The sequence below is a fragment of the Chloracidobacterium sp. genome, from assembly GCA_025057975.1.
In the GTDB taxonomy this organism is placed as follows: Bacteria; Acidobacteriota; Blastocatellia; order Chloracidobacteriales; family Chloracidobacteriaceae; genus Chloracidobacterium.
In genome coordinates, this window is sequence record JANWUV010000005.1 from 14,598 (window position 1) to 33,982 (window position 19,385).

16 protein-coding genes and 1 tRNA gene are annotated in these 19,385 nt (G+C 60.0%); 8 read left to right on the forward strand and 9 right to left on the reverse strand.

The window, feature by feature from the left end:
• The first annotated feature begins 85 nt into the window (after nucleotides 1–85).
• Complete coding sequence (gene rpmI, locus NZ585_05445) at nucleotides 86–286, forward strand: 50S ribosomal protein L35 (GenBank protein ID MCS7079480.1); 201 nt, start codon at nucleotides 86–88, stop codon at nucleotides 284–286.
• A 27-nt stretch (nucleotides 287–313) separates the two neighbouring features.
• Nucleotides 314–670, forward strand: a complete 357-nt coding sequence (gene rplT / locus NZ585_05450; GenBank protein MCS7079481.1) for a 50S ribosomal protein L20 — start codon at nucleotides 314–316, stop codon at nucleotides 668–670.
• Between the two features lie 104 nt (nucleotides 671–774).
• Here rplT and NZ585_05455 read toward each other — a convergent pair whose 3' ends face one another.
• The gene (locus NZ585_05455; GenBank protein MCS7079482.1) at nucleotides 775–1,227 is read right to left on the reverse strand and encodes a DUF1844 domain-containing protein; all 453 of its coding nucleotides are present in this window, start codon (nucleotides 1,225–1,227) and stop codon (nucleotides 775–777) included.
• A 230-nt stretch (nucleotides 1,228–1,457) separates the two neighbouring features.
• Entirely contained in the window at nucleotides 1,458–2,102 is a 645-nt protein-coding gene (locus tag NZ585_05460; GenBank protein MCS7079483.1) for a thioredoxin family protein, read from the reverse strand.
• Nucleotides 2,103–2,121: 19 nt separating this feature from the next.
• Between NZ585_05460 and NZ585_05465 the strand changes: the two genes are divergently transcribed.
• A complete protein-coding gene (locus tag NZ585_05465; protein ID MCS7079484.1) occupies nucleotides 2,122–3,261 on the forward strand; it encodes a YihY/virulence factor BrkB family protein in 1,140 nt (379 codons plus the stop codon).
• A gap of 34 nt (nucleotides 3,262–3,295) precedes the next feature.
• Nucleotides 3,296–4,483, forward strand: coding sequence for a chorismate synthase (aroC, locus tag NZ585_05470; protein ID MCS7079485.1), 1,188 nt, complete (start codon nucleotides 3,296–3,298; stop codon nucleotides 4,481–4,483).
• 345 nt (nucleotides 4,484–4,828) lie between these two features.
• Here the strand turns inward: aroC and NZ585_05475 are convergent, their stop codons facing one another.
• Nucleotides 4,829–5,809: an acetyl-CoA carboxylase carboxyltransferase subunit alpha gene (locus NZ585_05475; GenBank protein MCS7079486.1), complete on the reverse strand. Its 981-nt coding sequence runs from the start codon at nucleotides 5,807–5,809 to the stop codon at nucleotides 4,829–4,831.
• Nucleotides 5,810–6,021: 212 nt separating this feature from the next.
• Between NZ585_05475 and NZ585_05480 the strand changes: the two genes are divergently transcribed.
• Genes NZ585_05480 through NZ585_05495 form a run of 4 tightly spaced genes read left to right on the forward strand, consistent with a single transcriptional unit; the run spans nucleotide 6,022 to nucleotide 9,493 of the window.
• Entirely contained in the window at nucleotides 6,022–6,243 is a 222-nt protein-coding gene (locus NZ585_05480; GenBank protein MCS7079487.1) for a hypothetical protein, read from the forward strand.
• Between the two features lie 42 nt (nucleotides 6,244–6,285).
• A complete protein-coding gene (locus tag NZ585_05485) occupies nucleotides 6,286–7,128 on the forward strand; it encodes a 3-hydroxybutyryl-CoA dehydrogenase (GenBank protein ID MCS7079488.1) in 843 nt (280 codons plus the stop codon).
• Complete coding sequence (locus NZ585_05490) at nucleotides 7,118–8,212, forward strand: DUF4129 domain-containing protein (GenBank protein MCS7079489.1); 1,095 nt, start codon at nucleotides 7,118–7,120, stop codon at nucleotides 8,210–8,212. Before NZ585_05485 ends, NZ585_05490 begins: the two co-directional genes overlap by 11 nt.
• Nucleotides 8,213–8,221: 9 nt before the next feature.
• Nucleotides 8,222–9,493, forward strand: coding sequence for a DUF4350 domain-containing protein (locus tag NZ585_05495; GenBank protein ID MCS7079490.1), 1,272 nt, complete (start codon nucleotides 8,222–8,224; stop codon nucleotides 9,491–9,493).
• 717 nt (nucleotides 9,494–10,210) lie between these two features.
• On the opposite strand, the gene NZ585_05500 is transcribed toward NZ585_05495, so the two are convergent.
• The 6 genes from NZ585_05500 to NZ585_05525 all read right to left on the reverse strand — a co-directional run bounded on the left by NZ585_05500 (nucleotide 10,211) and on the right by NZ585_05525 (nucleotide 19,305).
• Entirely contained in the window at nucleotides 10,211–13,450 is a 3,240-nt protein-coding gene (locus NZ585_05500) for a TonB-dependent receptor (protein MCS7079491.1), read from the reverse strand.
• A 330-nt stretch (nucleotides 13,451–13,780) separates the two neighbouring features.
• Nucleotides 13,781–14,974, reverse strand: coding sequence for an NAD(P)/FAD-dependent oxidoreductase (locus tag NZ585_05505; GenBank protein MCS7079492.1), 1,194 nt, complete (start codon nucleotides 14,972–14,974; stop codon nucleotides 13,781–13,783).
• 564 nt (nucleotides 14,975–15,538) lie between these two features.
• Nucleotides 15,539–16,954: an L-seryl-tRNA(Sec) selenium transferase gene (gene selA, locus NZ585_05510; GenBank protein ID MCS7079493.1), complete on the reverse strand. Its 1,416-nt coding sequence runs from the start codon at nucleotides 16,952–16,954 to the stop codon at nucleotides 15,539–15,541.
• A 17-nt stretch (nucleotides 16,955–16,971) separates the two neighbouring features.
• A complete protein-coding gene (locus NZ585_05515) occupies nucleotides 16,972–17,832 on the reverse strand; it encodes a fumarylacetoacetate hydrolase family protein (GenBank protein ID MCS7079494.1) in 861 nt (286 codons plus the stop codon).
• A gap of 104 nt (nucleotides 17,833–17,936) precedes the next feature.
• Nucleotides 17,937–18,009, reverse strand: a tRNA-Lys gene (locus NZ585_05520).
• Nucleotides 18,010–18,057: 48 nt separating this feature from the next.
• Nucleotides 18,058–19,305: an FAD-dependent oxidoreductase gene (locus NZ585_05525; GenBank protein MCS7079495.1), complete on the reverse strand. Its 1,248-nt coding sequence runs from the start codon at nucleotides 19,303–19,305 to the stop codon at nucleotides 18,058–18,060.
• Nucleotides 19,306–19,385 lie beyond the last annotated feature (80 nt).

Sequence of the window (19,385 nt, forward strand, 5' to 3'; positions counted from 1 at the left end):
ATGTTATGCGGCGTCTCCCGCGCCCGCTAGTTTCAGGGCGGCCGGCGTTGATACAGATTTTTCAGAAGGAGTTGCAGCATTAGCTATGCCCAAATTGAAAACGCACAAAGGAGCCGCCAAGCGGTTCCGCTCGACAGCGAGCGGGCGCTTCAAGCGCGGACACTCTCATTGTCGTCACCTCTTGACCAAGAAATCGCCGAAGCGTCGTCGTCGTCTTGACATTGACACTTATGTGGCGCCGGCTGATGAGGCGAGGGTTCGGCGCATGCTGCCCTACGGCAACTAAACGTTTTCTGAGGAGTTCGGAAACGCTATGCCCCGCGTCAAACGTGGAAATAAACGCCTTCAGCGACGTAAGAAGATTCTCAAGCTGGCTAAAGGCTACAAGATGACCAAAAGCAAGCTTTACCGCTCGGCAAAAGAGTCGGTTGAGCGAGCGTTGAAGTTTGCTTACATTGGTCGCCGCATCAAGAAGCGCGACTATCGGTCATTGTGGATTGTCCGCATCAATGCCGCCGCACGGCGGAACGGCCTCAGCTACAGCCGGTTTATGTACGGCCTCAAAAAGGCCGGCGTTACACTCGACCGCAAAATGCTGGCCAACCTAGCAACGCTGGATGAGCAGAGCTTTGCCAGCCTAGTCTCGCAAGTGAAGCAGGCGCTTGCATGAGATAAGACGCCCGTGAGGCGCGTCGCTCCGCGAACACCTTCCTCAATCCCAGATTCTCAAGGACGGGTCTTAGTAAACCCGCCCTTCGATTGAGACTGCATCCGTTAGGTGTCTTTGCGGACACTGGCAGCCATACGGTTGGTGATGGCGACGAATTGCATCCGCAAGGATGAAAGGGTGTCCTGAAGCTGGCGTTCCTCGGCTGGCGCTAAGTTCCCTTTGGTTTTCTCCGCCAACATACCAAGGATGTCTATGTAGTGTCGCCCGCCCTCGATATCGGGCGGCATGCGCCCATACTGCGGATGCTCTATGATGCCGAGCATCACCATGGCGTTGGTGGCCAACTCAAGGACGAAATCACTAAACAATGGATCTTCCTTGGGCGTCGCCAGCTCGCTTGGCGTTTGGTTCACAGGCGGCGCTGGAGCTGCATCGTGTCTTGTCGCCGCAGCCTCTTCTTCTGAGGCGTCGCGTTCAATGTTCACGCGAAGGGTTCCGTCGGGATTGAACAACCGGCGATCACTGACTTTGAACGACGAAGGCGCTTCTTCACTCATGGGAAATGGCTCTCCATTTCAGCGATACCAGTCTCAGACTTGCAGAGCCGCTTGTGGCTTTCAACTCCATGCATGCAGTGGTGAACAGTGAACTCGTACGCCGTAGCCCGACGCGCTGACGTGTGAAGGGGACGCAATAGAGAGATGTTCGCCGCCCGCCTGCACGGATTCGGAGCAGAAGGTCGGCGCGGCCCAAAGGGCTCGCCGACCGCAACCACCACTGCGACAACCTACGATGCGTATTTGACGCTACAACCATACGGCTTGGTTCTCGGCGTAGCCACCGGCTTTCCAGCCATAGCCGCGTCAAGCGCCGCTTCAACGTAGTTGATCTTGGCTTTCTCGTTAACATCGGTGGAAGCCGAATCGTCAATCGCTCCCTGATAAATCAGGTTACCCTGCGGATCAATGACGAACATGTGCGGCGTCGTTTTTGCGCCGTATGCCTTACCGATCTTTCCATCCGTATCAATCAGGTACGCCGTCGGCGCGGCGTTGCGCTCTTTGAGTTTGGCGTTGATTTCAGCTGGCGTGAAGTATCCCTGCTTACCGACGGCGGAAGAGTTAATCGAGAGCCAAATGACGCCCTTGGCGGTGTATTTGCGCTGCAGAGCCTGCATGTTACCGCTCTTGTAGTGGCGCACCACGAAGGGGCAGTCAAAGTTGACCCATTCTAGTACAACAAACTTGCCTTTGAAATCGCTCAGGGAATGTGTTTTGCCGTTGCTGTCCACGGCTGTGAAGGGCGGTGCCGGTGTCCCAGTCGCCAGCTCGACCGCCACCGTCTCGGCTGTCTTGACGGCGGCGCAGGCCGCAACGAACAACGCCGCGACCAGCGCGCACAGCGCCGATGCGCGTTTGAGTGTCATACGCATTTTTCAAGCTCCTCGAAAAATGTTTGACGGTTGGTCGGCGGCTCATCCGAACGCCGTCGTGCGTGGACTGGGCGTAGGGCTCCGCCTCTGCGACGCCGCCCGTGTGACGCCGACGCCTTACCGTGCGGGCATTCTAGTGTGGAACGAGCGTTCTGACGATGCTTTTTGGCGGGCGGACACGTTAGCGCGACTTGAACGCCGGCTGAAACTCCGGCAACCTACTGTTTGTTATTTGCCCGTTATGTCCACCAGTGTTCACGCCAAGGCTTCCCCATCCCACGTCGCTTCCGCGACCGAGCCGGTTCGGTTTGATTTTTTCTACCGCATTGGTCTTACGTTCCACCGCATCTTCCCGGCTGTCGCCGATTTGGCCAGTAATGAGGTGTACGTTTCAGCCTCGGCAATTGCGTTCAATGCGCTGCTGGCGCTGTATCCGTTTCTGCTGCTAGTGCTCCTGATGTGCCGGGAAGTGCTCCACTGGGACGCCGGTGTTGAAACAACCTTCTTCCTGCTCAAGGCGGCGTACCTACCGGTCGCTGAAGATTTTATTGTCCGCAATCTGCGGGTGGTGCTGGAGGAACACGCCAACCGGGGTGTCGCCCTGTTTTCCGTTGCGGCGTTGATTTTTACGAGCGCCGGCATTTTCACGCCGCTAGAACTCGCCCTCAACCGTGCTTGGCGGGTCAAGCGTCCCCGCAGCGGGTGGAAGAGCCAGTTGTTGGCGATGGGGTTGGTGCTTGTATGCGGCGCTTGCTTCCTGGCAATTGTCGCCCTAACGGCCGGATTGCAGTGGCTGGCGACGCACTCCATCGGCCGCTTCGGTGGCCCGCGCATAGCGACGGTGGCTGCGCTGGTTGGGGCCAAAGTCTTGTCGCTCCCGATCACCATCGGGATGCTGTTCGGGCTGTATATGATTTTACCGAGCGAGCGTCCAGCGGCGCGGCGGGTTTTGCCGATGGCGGTGTGGGTTGGACTGCTCTGGGAAGCTGCCCACTACATTTTCGTGGCCTGTCTGCCGCTGCTGGATTTTCGGAAGACGTACGGCCCTTTCTACGTCACCGTGTCGCTGGTGATGTGGGCGTTTGTCTCATCGCTGTTACTGCTACTAGGCGCAAACCTCGCGGCGCTGGACGCTGCCGCGCCCTCACGCCACACGTGACGCGGCTACTACGGGAGGCGAAAAAACCTAGGCTATGTTGCGGTTTGTGACGGCCGGTGAATCCCATGGCCCAGCGCTGGTGACGATTGTGGAGGGCTTGCCCGCTGGGTTGACGATTGACTTGGACGCCGTCAACGCCCAGCTCCGCCGCCGCCAACTTGGTTACGGGCGCGGCGGCCGGATGAAGATCGAACAGGATGCGGCCGAAGTGCTTTCCGGTATCCGCCATGGACGGACGCTTGGCTCGCCCGTGGCGCTACTCATTCGCAACGCCGATTTTGAGAACTGGCGAACGGTCATGGCAAGCCAACCGACGCCTGACTGGGACGCCATCGCCGACGATCCGAAGAAGTCCCGGCGGCTAACGCGCCCGCGTCCGGGCCATGCTGACTTAGCGGGTGGGCTGAAGTACGCCACGTATGATCTGCGAGACATTCTGGAGCGCGCTAGTGCACGGGAAACGGCGGCGCGAGTGGCGGCCGGGGCGCTTGCGCGGCAGTTGCTAGCTGTTTTCGGTGTAGAAATTGCCAGCCATGTTGTACGGCTTGGCGGCGTCCCGGCCAATGATGCGCTACTAAATGCGCCGTGGGAACGCATTGCGGCTGTCCAGGACAGCGCTGTTCTGCGGTGCATAGACCCGGCAATTGAGGCAGAGATGGTTGCGGCTATAGACGCCGCCCGTGAGCGCGGCGATACCTTGGGCGGGACGTTTGAGGTTGTTGTGCGGGGGCTGCCGGTCGGCTTGGGGACGCATACGCAGTGGGACTTGCGGTTGGATGGGCGGCTTGCGCAGGCGATCATGTCCATTCAAGCCGTCAAGGCTGTTGAAATTGGGGACGGCGTGGCGGTGGCCTACCGCTCCGGCGCACAGTTGCACGACGAAATCCGCTATGACGGCGGAAAGTTTACCCGGCCAACAAACCACGCAGGCGGCCTTGAGGGCGGGATGACAAACGGCGAGGAGTTGCGACTGCGCGGCCATCTCAAGCCGATTTCGACGCTGCGCCGGGCGCTGCAGAGCGTGGATGTTGTGACCAAGGAAGCGCAGGCGGCGGCGTTTGAGCGGTCGGACACAACCGCTGTACCAGCGGCGGGCGTGATTGCCGAAGCGATGACGGCGTTGGTGCTGGCGCAGGCATGGTGCGAAAAATTCGGCGGCGATTCGCTGGCGGAAATGCAGCGCAACGTCGCAGGCTATCGGGCGCAGACGGCGATGTACTGACGGGTTGGTAGGCGGCCCACCGAGGCGGTGCGAACACAACGCGGCGGGAGCACGCCCCGCCCTGCGCGTCTGGGCGAACAAGGCTCGCCCAAACCTACGAGCAATGGGCAGGGCGGCTTAGTGTGTTTCAGCAACCTTTCCGAAAAACGGGGCCGTTGACGCGCCGTCGCATAGCGGGTAACCGACGCTCGCCGGCCGCCGCGCTGGGTTGCCAGCGCTGCATCTTCGTGAAAACTGCGCTGGACGCGCTAGGCTGGTTTCACAAAAACCGCCGCTTGGTTAGGGCGGCGGGCGGGGTGACTGTACCGGCGCAAGGCGAATCGCAGGAGGAATGAAGCCGCCAAATCAGTTCTCAATGACGAACGCCCCCATGCGGCAATAGCGGGCGTACCGTTGCTCGATCAGCTCCTCCGGCGACAACGTGCTTAGTTCCTTGAGGTACTTGACTAGGTAGGGACGCAGCGCCTCGGCCGCCGCCTTGTGATCAGTATGCGCGCCTTCGCCCGGTTCAGGGATGATGTCGTCAATAATGCCGGCTGCTTTGAGCGGCTCTGGCGTGATCTTCATCGCAGCGGCGGCTTTGTCCGCTTGGCTCGCATCACGCCACAGAATCGAAGCGCAACCTTCCGGCGAAATGACGGAATAAATCGTGTTTTCCAACATCAACATCCGATCACAAGCCCCGATCGCGAGCGCGCCGCCTGAGCCGCCCTCGCCGATAATGACGCCGATTGTCGGCGAAGGCAGCCGCATCATTTCAATGATGTTGCGCGCAATGGCCTCGCCCTGTCCACGCTCTTCGGCCTCAATACCCGGATACGCCCCCGGCGTATCAATGAACGAAATGATCGGACGCCGAAACTTTGCTGCCATCTGCATCAGCCGGATTGCTTTGCGATAGCCCTCCGGTTTTGGCATGCCGAAGTTGCGGTATTTGCGGTCCTCCATCTTGCGCTGTTTGTAGTTGGCCTTTTGCTGCCCAACGATGAAAACCGGTTCGCCCTCAAACCGCGCAAAGCCGCAAACAATCGCTGGGTCGTCGGCGAAACGTCGGTCGCCATGGAGTTCATGGAAATCCGTAAACAGTGCATAAATGAAGTCCAACGCATATGGACGGTCAGGATGCCGGGCAAGCCTGACGCGATCCATCGGCGTCATTTCCTTGGTGCCGCTTGCGTCACCAAGAATTGCCTCCTGCAACTCTCGCACCCGCGCCTGCAAACGGAGAATCTCCTCATCTTGCGCCGACGTGTGTGGGGCGGTGGCGAGTTGCGCCAGTTGGGCTTCCAAGGCTTTGACCTGTGCAGCTTTTTCCGTTGATGACATGCCGGAACTCATCAGAACGCGAAAAGTTGATGGGACGGGCCAAGATAGTTGACTCTAATCAGCCGCTTGTACCACGACAAGTTTTACGCGACGGTTTTATCGGCGATGGCCGTCTGATGTGGTGCGCCCTTGCAGCGCCGCGCCGACTCGTTTACGTTCGTGGCTGTTTTATGCGCCCTTTTACTGGCAACTTTCAAAAGGAGACGAATTGTATGCCCCAGGGAACCTGTCCTGAGTGCCAGGCGACCGTCCACGTAGATGAAGATGCTGACAAGGGCGAGCTCATCGAGTGTGACGAGTGCGGCGCGGTGCTGCGGTTGGTCGGTCTTGATCCGATTGAACTCGATCTTGAGTCCGACTATGACGACGAAGATGACTATGACGACGAGGATTACGACGATTATGATGATGACGACCAGGACCGGTACTACTAAGTCGCCGTTTGACCGACCACTTTGATTTCAACTGTGAGGCCCATGGGAAGTTTCGCCGTGATCGGCGCTGGAACAATGGGCAGCGGCATTGCCCAAGTTGCTGCTCGCGCCGGTTTTGACGTTGTTCTACGCGATGTCGCGCTCGAATATCTTGAACGCGGCCTGGCCGCCATCAGCGCAGGCCTTGATCGCGACGTGAAGAAAGACCGCCTAACGCCTGCTGAAAAAGAAGCGGTTCTGGCGCGCATTCGCCTAACGACTGATTTGACCGACGTGAAGGACGCCGAAGTTGTCGTCGAAGCCATTACTGAAAACTTCGACGCCAAAGCCGCGTTGTTCCGCGAACTCGATGCGCTGACGCCGCCTGAAACCATCTTGGCGACCAATACGTCCTCCCTCTCCATCACAAAAATCGCCGCCGTTACCAAGCGTCCGGCTCAGGTCATCGGCATGCATTTTATGAATCCCGTGCCGGTAATGCCGCTGGTGGAGGTCATCCGGGGCTGCGCAACAAGCGACGCGACAACAAACTACATTTTGGAGCTGGGCGCAAAACTTGGGAAAACCTGCCTGACGGTCAATGATTTTCCGGGCTTTGTGTCCAATCGCGTCCTCATGCCGATGATTAATGAGGCTATTTTTGCGCTCTACGAAGGCGTGGCGCCGCGTGAGACCATTGACGGCATCATGAAGCTCGGCATGAACCATCCGATGGGGCCGCTCGCGCTAGCTGACTTCATCGGTCTGGATGTCTGTCTGGCGATTCTGGATGTGCTGTATGAAGGGTTCGGCGATCCGAAGTATCGGGCCTGTCCGCTGCTGCGGCAGTACGTCGCCGCCGGATGGCTGGGGCGTAAGACCGGACGCGGGTTTTATGAGTACTAAGCCAGCTCGACTCGGCAATGTCGGCGTACGGCGGCCATCCGTCTGGTTAGCCGTTTTGGTTATCCTGCTCATTCGCCTTGGGAGCGTTGTCGGCGCGCAGCCGGCGGATGAACTGTCGTTGGAAGCCTACCGCGCCCGGCTGAAGGAGGCGCGGGAGTTGGTTCATCAGGCCGATGAGGCGCTCAGGACTGACGACACCGAGGAGAAGCCATGGCGGATGGACGCCGTGCTGTCGCCCGCCGCGCGCGAGACATTGCGCCGCCTGTTACCGGAGCGGTGTACGGTGACGACGCCGACCAGCATCGTCACCGTCAACAACCAGTCCATCCGAAGCGCGCTTGACGAACTGTTCGCCTCCGAAACCCCTTGGGAGATGAGTCGGCGACTTCAGGCGCTGGAAGCGCAGCTCGACATTGTTCAACGGCATGTGTCCGCAACGCCGGAAGGTGAGGCGGCGGACATCCGGGCAATTCTGGCGCGCGAGGCGTTTCAACCGATCAAAAAGACCAAAACCCCGCTGGAGTACCTTCAGGCGTGGCTCGTCGAGCTGATTGACAAAATCTTTGGGAAACTCCCCAAGGACGCGCCGAGCCTAGACGACGCCGCGAAGGACCTCTGGTCGAACCAGTGGGTGCAACTTGGGTTGTGGGTTTTCTTGACCCTGCTGCTTTGCAGAGCCGGCCTGCGGTTTGTGCGCCGATGGCGACAACAGCAGGCTATGGCGGAAGACGGTGCACGCCTCATTCTAGGCGAACCGGTGGCGTTGGAGACAAGCGCCGATGAGTTACTGGCGCAGGCGCGCGCAGCGGCGGAAGCTGGCGACTGGCGGCAAGCCGTCCGCAAGGTGTACATCGCCCTTCTGCACGACCTCGACAAACGCGAGATTGTGCCGCTCAATCGGGCTTGGACAAACCGCGAGTACCTCAACGCCGTTCGCGCTCAAGCTCTTCTCTATCCGGCCATGCGTGAACTGACCGACCGCTTCGATGTCCTGTGGTACGGGCAGCGCCACGGCGACCGGGAGGACTACGAGCAAGCGTTGCTTCGTTACCGTGAAGCGCAGGCCGCGCTGTCCGCCGCCTAGCCGTCGGCTATGAGTCGCCAGACCTTCAAAAACGGCCTCGTCGTCGCCTTGGTCGTGGCGTTGTTGTTGGGCCTCAACCTGCTGTTTTACGTCAAACCGGAACCTGCAGAAGAATCCGATGTATTCGCTGACCGCTCGACGCACTCCGGCCGCGCGTATGGAACACTAGCGGCGTATCTGTTGTTGCAAGAATCAGGCCTGCGAGTCAGTCGGTGGGAGCAGGATTACCGCGCCTTGGCCGACAACCGCGACGTACGCGCGGTCATCTTTGTCGAACCGCGTGAAAAGCCGGGACCGCGCCAACTGCGCGCCCTGCGGCGGTGGATCGTGAACGGCGGCACATTCATTGTGTTCGAGCGAGCTTGGCCGCTGGCGCTGGGCGGCCAAGAACTGTCGCCGAGCGACCGGTTGCCGCTTGAGGCGACAGGTTCGGCCTTCGGCAAAGCGCCATTGCAAAGCGTCGCGCCGTGGCAACCGGGCGGCGTCTTTCATGGCGTTAGCCGACTAGCCTGTTCGGAGACGGCCGTGACAGTCAAGCTCCATCCGCTGTCGAAACCCCATTCGTTTGAGTTGGGGAATTTCGATGAACCCCACCGGCTCAAAGGCGCCGTCCCACTGGCTGGCGTCAAGGATGCGCCCGCTGTTCTGGAAGTCGGCTACGGAGACGGGCGCATCATCTTCGTTGGCGATCCGTTTGTCATCGCCAACAACGGCATCGGCGAAGGCGACAATGCGCGCTTCGTGCTCAACTTGGCGCGCATGGCCGTTGGCGAGGGCGACGGTCGCATCGTTTTTGACGATTACCATCACGGCTATCGGATGACCAACGGCGGGCTGCTCGGCTTTCTGGGCTACTTCCGGGGGACGCCGATTCCATGGCTGGTGTGGCATACGGTCGCGTTCGGTCTACTGGTCGCTTATACGCTGGGGCGCCGCTTTGGGCGACCGTTACGATTGCCCGTCAAACCACGGACGAATGCGCTAGAGTTCGTCACCGCGATGGCCCAGATCCAGAAAGCGGCGGCGAGCCGCGACTTGGCGCTGGAGAATCTTTACCGGCGGTTTCATCGGCGGTTGTGCCGTTATACGGGGTTGCCGACCACGACGCCGCTTCGGGATTTGTGTGTGGCGGCGGGGGAGCGTTCGGGGCGACCAGGAAGCGAATGGCGGTCAGTGACGGAGCGTTGCCAAGCGATTATTGACGGCGCGCCGACGACGGACGCCGAGTTGCTCCGGCTTGCCCGGCGTTTACGCGAGTTAGAAAGCCTGCTCCCAGCGTAGTCTTGTTACCTGCATAAAATCCGCCGCGTCCCGCTTATTAGGGAAGGACATTTTCGTCCGACAGCATTGCCGGTATGTCTAGGTTGGTGGCGTGACCTAGTAGCTGATTTACGTTTCCAGACAAACCCCTGAATTGGTCATCTGTGATCAGACCTCTTCAGTTGCTAAGTAACTCTCCGAGGAAGTTATAGCGCCACACACCGCTTGGCGAGCGGGTCAAGCCCACACTGGCAGAAGCCCACACTGGCAGGCGACAGCCGACCGCTAGTGGCAGCCCTGTGAGCGAGCAACGCTGGCTTAGCGCCTTATCCACTTTGAAGCCTGCAACGTGGACGACACACCAGCCTGCCTAACGAACAGGTGGAGATCAAAACAACTCCAGCTTTTGTCTCCGTTCCCGCCGCTAGGAAGCGTGCTAGCCCGCTTTAGTGGGCTGTCTCGTCGCCGCCATTGGGTGGGGAGGAACTTATGTCGCCCGTTTGCAGAGCTGTCTTGCCCGGTGTCCATGAGCACTCCCACCACCACTGATTGGTGGATGATCACTACATTTTCTCGAAAACCGCTTCTAGTAAAACCTTTATCCAGCGTTTGGGGCATAGGCGTAGGTGGTTATGGGCACATCCGCAAAAAAAGCCCATCGGCTTTACTAAAGCCGATGGGCTAAGCTGTTGCGTGTTTCACTGGCGACGAAACATCGCGCCGCAACTAGAACCGCAACTAGAAAATGTAACGGGCAGTGAAGATCATTGACCGTCCGCCGACGTTGGTCTGACCAAGGTTGAGGAACAGCGCCGGGTTCGTGTTGGCGCTAACCGTATTAGCCGGAATCACAGTAAAGTTGCGCCGGTTGAAGACATTAAAGACTTCCCAGCGGATTTGGAGCGTCTGCTGCCGGTCGCCGCTGCCGAATGTCCGAATGTTCTTCACAAACGCAAGGTCGGTTGAAGCGATCCCACCCGTCCGCAGGATGTTCCGGCCGGCGTTCCCATTGATGCCGGAGTTCGCCGGATTGAGGACATAGAACGGGTTGGTCACGCCAGGGAAGCCGGTCGCTGTTCCGGGAACGCCGTTTGGATTGATACTGACACGCTGCGAGAGTTCAACCGTCGAGATCTGGCCAGGAAGGATGCCCAGCGCGTTGACGGCGCTGAGTACGCTGAAAGGCGTCCCTGAAGCAAACGTCGAAATGCCGCTCATAGACCAACCATTGAGTAGGCGGTCAAAAAACCAGTTGTTGATCGTGATGCGCGGCATCTCAAAGGTATAGTTCGCTACGAGGCGATGCGGTTGGTCCAGCCCCGACCGCGCTCGATCCTGCCTGAAGTTGAGAGGGTTAGCTGGCAAGGTTGCATTGACCTGACCACCCAGAATGTCGTCGCTGTCATTGATAAAGGCGCTCCACGTATAGTTCAGTTCATACTGAATGCCGTGCCGGAAGCGCTTGGCATGCGTAATCTGGAGCGAGTGATACCACGAGCTGGCCAGACCATCGCCCACCAGAATCGAGCCGCGCGATGGGTCGCGGCGGAACGCCGGTTGGCCGCCAATGGTCACCGGACGCAAGGTTGGGAGAATATTGGCGTAAAACGCCGGGTTGTTGTTGATGGCCGCTTGGAAGAAACCGATGTTTGATTCAACTTCACGCACGAGTTTCAGCCCGCGCGACCCGATGTAAAACACCTTAAGCACGTAGTCACTAAACAACTGCCGCTCAAAGCCAAGGTTGAACGACTGTTGGTAGGGCAGCGCTACGCGCTTGTTGGGGGAATAGAGTCGCACCGGCAGCAAGTTAGGATCGCCGGTGAACTGCTGGGGCGTCGGCGGTGCCGGACGGTTGGCCGGAATATAGAGCCGCTGCCCAGTGATGTTGCCCAAGGCAATGTTGACGCCGCGCGGGAAGTTGCGCGAGGTGTTGAGCAGAATGTTGAGGAAAATTTGGTCGTACGAGATGCCGTAGCCCCCGCGGATAACCGTCTTATCCCCGCCCAACATCGTCGCGATGAAGCCGTCGCCGCTTACGCGCGGATTCCACGCGAAACCAACGCGCGGCGCAAAGTTGTTGATGTCCGCCTCAGCGTTGGAGAAATAGCCAAACGGCGCCGATACATACTCATAGCGTAGCCCAAGATTGAGCGTGAGTTCTGGTGTGATGCGGAAGTCGTCCTGCACGAAGACGCCGAGTTCATTGACGCGCGCCGGAACGAGACCCGTTCCTGCATACTGCGAAAACAGCGCGTTCCGGTCGAAGAGAAACTCTTGCATTGAAGGATACTGCACCGTACCACGGAAGTTCGGTGCAAAGAATGAATCAAGATGGACTCGGTTGTACGAACCGCCAAACTTCAACGTGTGCCGCCCCACCGTAAAGGTGAAGTTGTCAGTAAATTCAATGACCTTACTGTTGCGGAACTGTGGGAAGTTAGCGTTACCCACACTGTTGAAGCCACTGATGACAAAAGCCGGCGGCAGATTCTCAGGGAAGTTGAGCGCCCGGTCCACATAGCTGAACCGGAACTCATTAACAGCGCGGGGGCTAAAGGTACGGATGTAGTTCACCGCGCCGTTGTAGTTATCTATATTTGTGCCAATTTCGTTGCCCGGAATAGCCGCCGGAGCGCCCGGATCACGCGACCGGTCCTGCAAGTAGCGGAGCGTAAAACGGTCGTTGTTGGTCAACTGAATGTCGCCACGGGCGAGAATGCGCCAGAAGGTTGTGCCGAAAGGCAACGGCGCGCCTTGCAGCGCCCGGTTGAACTGTTGCACCGGCAACGTGAGGATGATCGCGTTGTCGGATGGACGCCGAATCGTCAGCGTCCCACGTGGCGTTGGATCGTTCGCCACTGGGAAGGTGTTGAGCAAGAATTGCAGCGCGCCCGGTGCAAAGGCATCCGGCCCGGACGTGACGGTATTGGCGTAGTTTTGCAACGCCGTCACCGCCGCTGGCGCTAGCGCCAGCGTATTCGTCCCCGAGACGGTTGTGCGTTCGGTCGTGCGATCAAAACTGGTAAAGAAAAAGATTTTGTCTTTCTTGATAGGGCCGCCGAAAGTGCCGCCCCAAGTGTTGTTGACTGTTACGCTCCGCGCCCGGCGTAGGGATTCACGCTCGCTGAAGCCGGCGGCGCGGGCGGCGGCGAACGTCCGTTGCTGGGCGGTTGTCAATGCATTTAGCCCATTGCCGAACCAAGTGTAGTGGGCAATGCCACTAAACTCGTTTGTTCCCGACCGAGTGATCTGCTGCACAATCGCGCCGCCGTTGCGGCCGTATTCCGCCGAGAAGTTGTTGGTGATGATTTGGAATTCGGCCAGCGCCTCTGGCGGCAGGTTCTGCGTCGGGATGGACAGGGAGGGGTCGTTGTTCTGGGTGCCGTCAATCAGGAAGTTGTTGGAACGGGTACGTGCGCCGTTGACAGCAAAGCCCGAACCAGGACGACCGTTCTGGTTGTTGACAACGCCCGCCTGGAGCAGCGCCAAACCGTTGAGTGAGTTACGTCCCGGCAGTTCTAGAATGCGTCGGGCATCAACTTGTTTGCTAATTTGGCTGCGGGTGGTTTCGATGAGCGCTGCGTCGCCTTCAATCGTCACAACCTCTTGGGTGCTGCCCGGCTTGAGTTCAACGTCCACTGTGGCGTCGCGGGCGACTGTAACGGCGATTGGCTCACGGACAAGCGTTTCAAACGTGTCGGCTGAGATTTTGACCGAGTACCGGCCGCCGGGAAGCGCACGGAAGAGGTAAACGCCGTCGCTGCCAGTGGTTGTTTCACGGGTTTCCCCGGTGTCCATGTTACGAGCTTCAACGCGCGCGCCAGCAATGGCCGCGCCTGTCTGATCGGTGACTCGCCCGGAGAGGTTGCCGTAAATGGTCTGGGCAGCGATTGACCAGCTCAGCAGTCCCAGCGCCCCAAACAGCGTTACCATACGGACAAGCCAAGGCGTCAACTGCCTGTTGTGTGGATTCATACGTTTGAATCCCTCCTTCGTCCTAAGGTTACGTTCTAAAGCAGGCAAACTCTGTTCCAGAATTTGGCGACGTTCTGGGATCTCACCGAGCCGAACAAGGTGTGTCTCGCGCAGGTGGGTTCTTAGAACGTCATTCAAAAGGCTTTCCACCTTGGGAAGGCGAAGGGCAACGGTACGCCTTCGGTGCGAGGTCATAAAACACAACCGCCTGCTTTTGGCATATAGGATACAAAAAAACAGACATTTCCAGAAAATTGGAGTCCGTCAGATTGGCGTATCGGCGCGACACCGTGGTTGGTGAAAACACAGGCGTCAGCGCTTTTTCTTCAGCTACGCCGCCTGAGGGTAATCCACCAGCCGGATGGTCAGTTTCGGCGCACGCCACGCCGCTGGTGCAAACAAGCTCCGCAGAACCTGTCTCTTGAGCGAGACATAATCCACGTCGCCCGCCAATGCCTGGCGCATGATTGTCACGACGCCCCCATGAATCGTCGAAAGTTGCAACACCCGGTCAATAACCGACGCTCCCAACATCCCGCCACGGTAAAACTTCGGCAAACGTCGTGAGGCTTCGGTCAAATCCGCCTCAAACGACGCCCGCCACGCGCGGTCGTACGCCCGGATGTCGCCTGCCTGCAACGCCTGCGCCAGTAACTGCGCCGAATGCAGGGCGTAAAAAATGCCCTCGCCAGTGATGGGATCGACAAAGCCGGCGGCGTCGCCGATCAGCGCCCAGCCGTCGCCGACGACGCGGTTTGTCTTCCACGACGCGCGTCGCAGCATCGGTACGCGCGCCGCGTACTTCACCCGGTCGCGCGGCAGTTCGCCTTGCCGGTGCCACCGTACAAAGGCGTCCAACTCTGCCCAGAGCTTCGCCGGCGGATACTCGCCACACTGATTGATAATGCCGTAGGAAATATGATCCGGGCGTGGGAACGCCCAGACATATCCCGTAAAACGCTTTGGGAACGCCACCACGGCGCGCGTCGCGCCCGCCGCCGGGACGTAGTACCCGCAGCACAGCGCCTGATCGGCGTCCGGCAGGCGGTGTCCGATTGTCCGCCGGACGAAACTTGTACAGCCGTCCGCGCCCACCACCACGTCCGCCGGCCAGCGGTCGCGGTCGGCAGCGACAGACCACCGATTTGCCGCGCGCGTCAGACCTGTCACGCGCCGGGGGATAAAATCCGCGCCGGCTTCCGTGGCGCGTTCCAGTAGTAGGCCGTTCAAGTTGCGGCGCGAAAAAATCTGAAACGGCGCGCCGCCCAGCGGAAACACAACGCTGCGTCCCCCGGATGAAACGAGTTCAATTTCGTGGATGTCCTGACGTGGAAAACGCTGGGTTTTATCGAGGAGGAAATCAAATTGGCGGAGGGCTTTTGCGGTGACGCCGCCTCCGCACGGTTTTTCCCATGCGCCGCCCTGCAAATCGTATAACCGCACTCGCGCGCCCGCCGCAGCGAGCGCCGCTGCCAACGCCGACCCCGCCGGACCTGCCCCAACAATGGCGACATTGAAGCTCATAGCAAGAACAAGGGAAAGTGTAAGGAATAGAGAGTCAAGACGAAGAAGGAAGAATCATTCGGGTAGAGTTTGCCTTCGTGGACGATTTGCGACAGTAACGAGCGGACAAGGAAGTTCCTTGCTTTCAACTTAGATGGATTTGGATGACCAGGGTAGTCGGGTGGTAGTCGGGTGGCGGGACTCCAAGCCGGCAGTAGAGCGTTTCATTCGCCTCTTTTAGCACACATTCAAGTCAGTCTTGCTCTCGACCGACTTCGCTTTCCAGACTAGAGCAGGTTCCGAAGTGATTTAGGACCGTAACCTTGGCGCGGCGGTCAGTTATTGGCAGCCTACCGGCCTCCGGTCCGCACAAGCGGGCGACCCATCCCCAATCCCCGCTGGACAGGGCAGGGAGATAGGATAGCTTTCTGTTGTACGGGCCGCTTACCGTAAGCTGCTGCGCGTTACGCCGTTAAAACGCGCTTCCACACAATGTCCTTTTGAACCGCGTGCCGGAGCGGCTGCGGGGCGACAAGCGCCGACTGCACTCGCTCCTATTTGGTTCAGATGGAAACTGAATCCTCTTTAGGCCGCGCCGCATGCCTTGGTGACGCTTGCTACTACGGCGCTGACGAGCGCTGCTTCTTGAGAAGGGAAAACCGTACGGGGGTCAAGCAGAATACGCCCGTCGGCGGTGCGCGTAATCACTGGCGGCGACGCCTGCCGCAGTTGGGTGGTTAAGTCGTCGGTGGAGCTGTGCTTTGGTACCAATGCAACCAGCGTCGTCGGAAGCTCGATGTTCGGCGCGCAGCCGCCGCCGATAGCCGACGCGCCCGGCGCAAGTTCAATCCGGCAGACTTCCGGCGAAATGCGTCGGCGCAGTCGCCGCGCCAATTGCTGCGCCCGCCGTTTGAGCGTCAGAGGCGACGTACGCAACATGGCCAAAATCGGTATGGCTGCCCAATTGCCCGCCCGATATAGGCGCAAGACGGCCTCTAGGGCGGCGTAGGTCAACTTGTCGGCCCGGAGTACGCGCATCAGGGGTCGCCGCCGAATCTGTTCGATGAGGTCGCGCCGCCCAGCGATGACGCCCGCTTGCGGCCCGCCGAGAAGCTTGTCGGCGCTAAACGTCACCACGTCTGCGCCATCGGCGAGCGACCGCGCTGGCATGGGCTCGTCGTGCAACCCGTCCGCCGTCAGGTCAGCCAGTAGTCCACTGCCGATATCATCAAACAAAATGAGGCCATGTTGCTTAGCCAGTTCGGCTAGTTCGGCAACGGTTGGACGCGCCGTAAAGCCGGTCATGCGAAAGTTTGACTGATGGACGCGGACAATGAGGCGCGTGTCCGGCGTCAGCGCCGCTTCGTAGTCGGCTAGGCGGGTTCGGTTGGTTGTCCCGACTTCCCGCAGCGCGACGCCGCTGTACGCCATAATGTCGGGGATGCGAAACCCGCCGCCGATTTCAACCAACTCGCCGCGTGAGATGAGCGCTGCGCCGCCGCGTCCTAGCGCCTCAAGGACGAGCCAAACCGCCGCCGCGCAGTTGTTGACGACAACCGCCGCCTCGCAGCCAAGTAGTTCCCGCCAGAGCGCCTCGCCGTGGGCGTCGCGTCGTCCACGCCGGCCGGTTGTCAGGTCATATTCCAGATTGGCATAGCCGCCCGCGATTTCAGCGATGGCTTCCAGCGCCGCCTGCGGCAACGGCGCGCGTCCCAAGTTGGTGTGCAGAATGACGCCCGTCGCATTGATGACCGGGCGCAGCGACCGCGCTTCATACAGCCGGAGCCGTGCGGCTACGCAGAGTTGTTCAAACACTTGCTCGCTGATGAGGCCGCCCAACGCGACGGCGTTTTGAATAAGCTCGGCGCGGCGCTGGGCAATCACAGCGCGAGCCGCCGCACGGCGTTCAGCCGGTGTGTAAGCCTGCAAAGTCGGGTCGGCGTCCAATGTCTGCGCCAGACGCTCCACCGACGGCAGGACGCGCAGCCCTTCAGGCGTCATCTCTCCATCCCGATCCGTCAATCTTGTGGCGCGACAACGACATTGCGGAGCGTTCCGATGCGCTCAATTGTAATCGCCACTTCGTCACCGGGCTGGAGAAAAACCGGCGGCTGACGAAAGACGCCGACACCGCCCGGTGTGCCGGTGGAGATCACATCGCCCGGCTCAAGCGTCATCGCCTGCGACAAAAACCAGATGAGGTAGGGGATGTCGAAGATCATCTCGCGCGTGTTCGACGCCTGTATGACGCGCCCGTTGAGCGTGAGGCGGATATCCAGCGCGTGGGGGTCGGGAATGTCCTCGGCCGTCACAAGCCACGGCCCCATTGGGGCGAAGGTGTCGCAAGACTTCGCTCGCGTGAACTGCTTGTCTTGGCGCTGCATGTCGCGGGCGCTCACGTCGTTGAGCACGGTGTAGCCCCCAACGTAGGCGTATGCGTCTTCGCGGACAATGCGGCGGGCCGTTTTGCCGATGACGAGGGCAAGTTCGGCTTCGTAGTCCACTTCGCGGCTGTTGGGTGGGAGAACGATCGGCCTGCCATGGCCGGTCACGGCGCTAGCGTACTTGGCGAAAACGACCGGCTCAGTCGGCGGCGCTTTACCCTGTTCGGCGGCGTGGTCACGGTAGTTCAACCCAACGGCGATGATCTTGCCCGGTCGTGGGACAGGCGGCAGGAACTCGACCTCATCCAGCGGCGTCACGCCGTCGCCGCGCTGCGCCGCTTCCGTGACGTACGTGGACAACGCCGCGCGCGCCGCCACGTCGAGCGTGAAGAAATCCTTCGGCTCGGCGAGGATGTGACCGACCGCGACGGCGACCTGATCCACAATGGCGGCGGTGAAGGTCTTGGATTGGCGGCGCAAAAGGGCAAGACGCATGAGCGTTCAAACGCTTTTTCAACATTTGGGGAACGGTGTCCGTACCGTCCGAAAAGTACGAACGGGCGGTAAAGAACCGCCCGCCAAAACTTCCCGATTGGTAGTGGGTCGTGTAGGGCTCGAACCTACGGCCCGCTGATTAAGAGTCAGCTGCTCTACCAACTGAGCTAACGACCCGGAAACAGGATATAAGTCGTCTGGCAACTCTCTGTCAAGCTGGTGACTTCAGTCTAGCGCGTACGCTGTGGTTACAGGCGACGGCTGCCTCCGCCAAGCTTCCTCCAGCAACTGCCCAAGCCAGCTCAGACCAACCTTCGTTGCATGCCACGGATCGGGCATCGCCATCAAATACACCAAGCGGCGCGTCAGATAGCCGGCTAAGCCATTAAACGCCACGCCTAGGATGTTGGCGGCGGCTGTGCCGCGTCCGAGCGTCATCATCTCACCTAACGGCTCATACCGGTACTCCTGCAACAGCTCACCGCGTAAGGCGGCGTCAATGTTATGGGCGACCACCGCCGCCTGTCGGACAGCGACCTGCGCCGTCGCAGGCGCAGCAGCGCTCGCCGCAATATCGCCCAGGGCATAGACTCCCGGAAAGCCGGGAACTTCCAGCGTCCGCCCAACGGGAATGCGTCCCCGCCGGTCACGCACAAACGGGAAGGCCGCCAATACCGGCGTCGGACGGCTGCCGGCCGTCCATACTATCGTGTCGGCGGCGATATGCGCGCCGGTTTCCAGCTCAACACCGGCGGCGGAACAGCTCGCTACCCCAACGCCTAAATGCAACTCGACGCCGCGCCGCGCCAACTCACGGCGCGCGAAACGCCGTAGGGACGAAGCGTACTGCGGCAAAATCTCCGGCAGCCGATCAATCAGATGCAGCCGCGCGCGCGTTGGCGGCAGGCCGACTCGCTGTAACTCGGTGCGCAGCCGATCGGCTAGGACGGCTGACAACTCAACGCCGCTCGGTCCTGCGCCAATGACGGCAAACGAAATGGTTTCGTGGGGCGCTGCCGCCGCCCGCCGTACGGCATCCATCACGGAAGCTTTCAGCGCATGGGCGTCGGCTAGTGAGCGAAACGGTCGAGCGTACGTCTTGACGCCCGGCAAGCCAAAATCATCCGGCACGCCGCCGAGCGCCAGCACAACGGTGTCAGCTTCGAGCGTCGCCTCGCTGTCCGTTTGGCGGATGCGCACGCGACGACAATTCGCCTGAAACTCACCACCTACGACTTCGCCGCACACAAAACGGCAGCCGGATGGTAGAACCTCGGTAAAGGACGGCGCAATCTGCCAATCGGCGACCTCGCCGGTCACAATCTCGTAGAGGAGTGGGAGGAACAGAAACGTCGGCGTGCGGTTGACGAGTGTCACCTCCGCTTGGCGCGTCACGCCAAGCAAACTCAACGCGCGTGCGGTGTACAGCCCGCCGAAACCGCCGCCCAAAATCAAGACCCGGTGCTTTGCCATGGCCGACCCAACCAGATAAGCGATGGATGCCGTCGCGCAGGCGCGGCGATATGGCGCGGCAACCGGCTACGCCACAAACC

What these genes read in the sequence shown, in the direction of transcription:
- NZ585_05475 (MCS7079486.1), bottom strand. Translation starts at nt 5,809, where the DNA reads ATGTCATCAACGGAAAAAGCTGCACAGGTCAAAGCCTTGGAAGCCCAA.
- NZ585_05515 (MCS7079494.1), bottom strand. Translation starts at nt 17,832, where the DNA reads ATGCGTCTTGCCCTTTTGCGCCGCCAATCCAAGACCTTCACCGCCGCC.
- NZ585_05480 (MCS7079487.1), top strand. Translation starts at nt 6,022, where the DNA reads ATGCCCCAGGGAACCTGTCCTGAGTGCCAGGCGACCGTCCACGTAGAT.
- NZ585_05460 (MCS7079483.1), bottom strand. Translation starts at nt 2,102, where the DNA reads ATGCGTATGACACTCAAACGCGCATCGGCGCTGTGCGCGCTGGTCGCG.
- NZ585_05495 (MCS7079490.1), top strand. Translation starts at nt 8,222, where the DNA reads ATGAGTCGCCAGACCTTCAAAAACGGCCTCGTCGTCGCCTTGGTCGTG.
- NZ585_05465 (MCS7079484.1), top strand. Translation starts at nt 2,122, where the DNA reads ATGTTTGACGGTTGGTCGGCGGCTCATCCGAACGCCGTCGTGCGTGGA.
- NZ585_05525 (MCS7079495.1), bottom strand. Translation starts at nt 19,305, where the DNA reads ATGGCAAAGCACCGGGTCTTGATTTTGGGCGGCGGTTTCGGCGGGCTG.
- NZ585_05490 (MCS7079489.1), top strand. Translation starts at nt 7,118, where the DNA reads ATGAGTACTAAGCCAGCTCGACTCGGCAATGTCGGCGTACGGCGGCCA.
- aroC (MCS7079485.1), top strand. Translation starts at nt 3,296, where the DNA reads ATGTTGCGGTTTGTGACGGCCGGTGAATCCCATGGCCCAGCGCTGGTG.
- NZ585_05505 (MCS7079492.1), bottom strand. Translation starts at nt 14,974, where the DNA reads ATGAGCTTCAATGTCGCCATTGTTGGGGCAGGTCCGGCGGGGTCGGCG.
- NZ585_05455 (MCS7079482.1), bottom strand. Translation starts at nt 1,227, where the DNA reads ATGAGTGAAGAAGCGCCTTCGTCGTTCAAAGTCAGTGATCGCCGGTTG.
- rplT (MCS7079481.1), top strand. Translation starts at nt 314, where the DNA reads ATGCCCCGCGTCAAACGTGGAAATAAACGCCTTCAGCGACGTAAGAAG.
- NZ585_05485 (MCS7079488.1), top strand. Translation starts at nt 6,286, where the DNA reads ATGGGAAGTTTCGCCGTGATCGGCGCTGGAACAATGGGCAGCGGCATT.
- NZ585_05500 (MCS7079491.1), bottom strand. Translation starts at nt 13,450, where the DNA reads ATGAATCCACACAACAGGCAGTTGACGCCTTGGCTTGTCCGTATGGTA.
- rpmI (MCS7079480.1), top strand. Translation starts at nt 86, where the DNA reads ATGCCCAAATTGAAAACGCACAAAGGAGCCGCCAAGCGGTTCCGCTCG.
- selA (MCS7079493.1), bottom strand. Translation starts at nt 16,954, where the DNA reads ATGACGCCTGAAGGGCTGCGCGTCCTGCCGTCGGTGGAGCGTCTGGCG.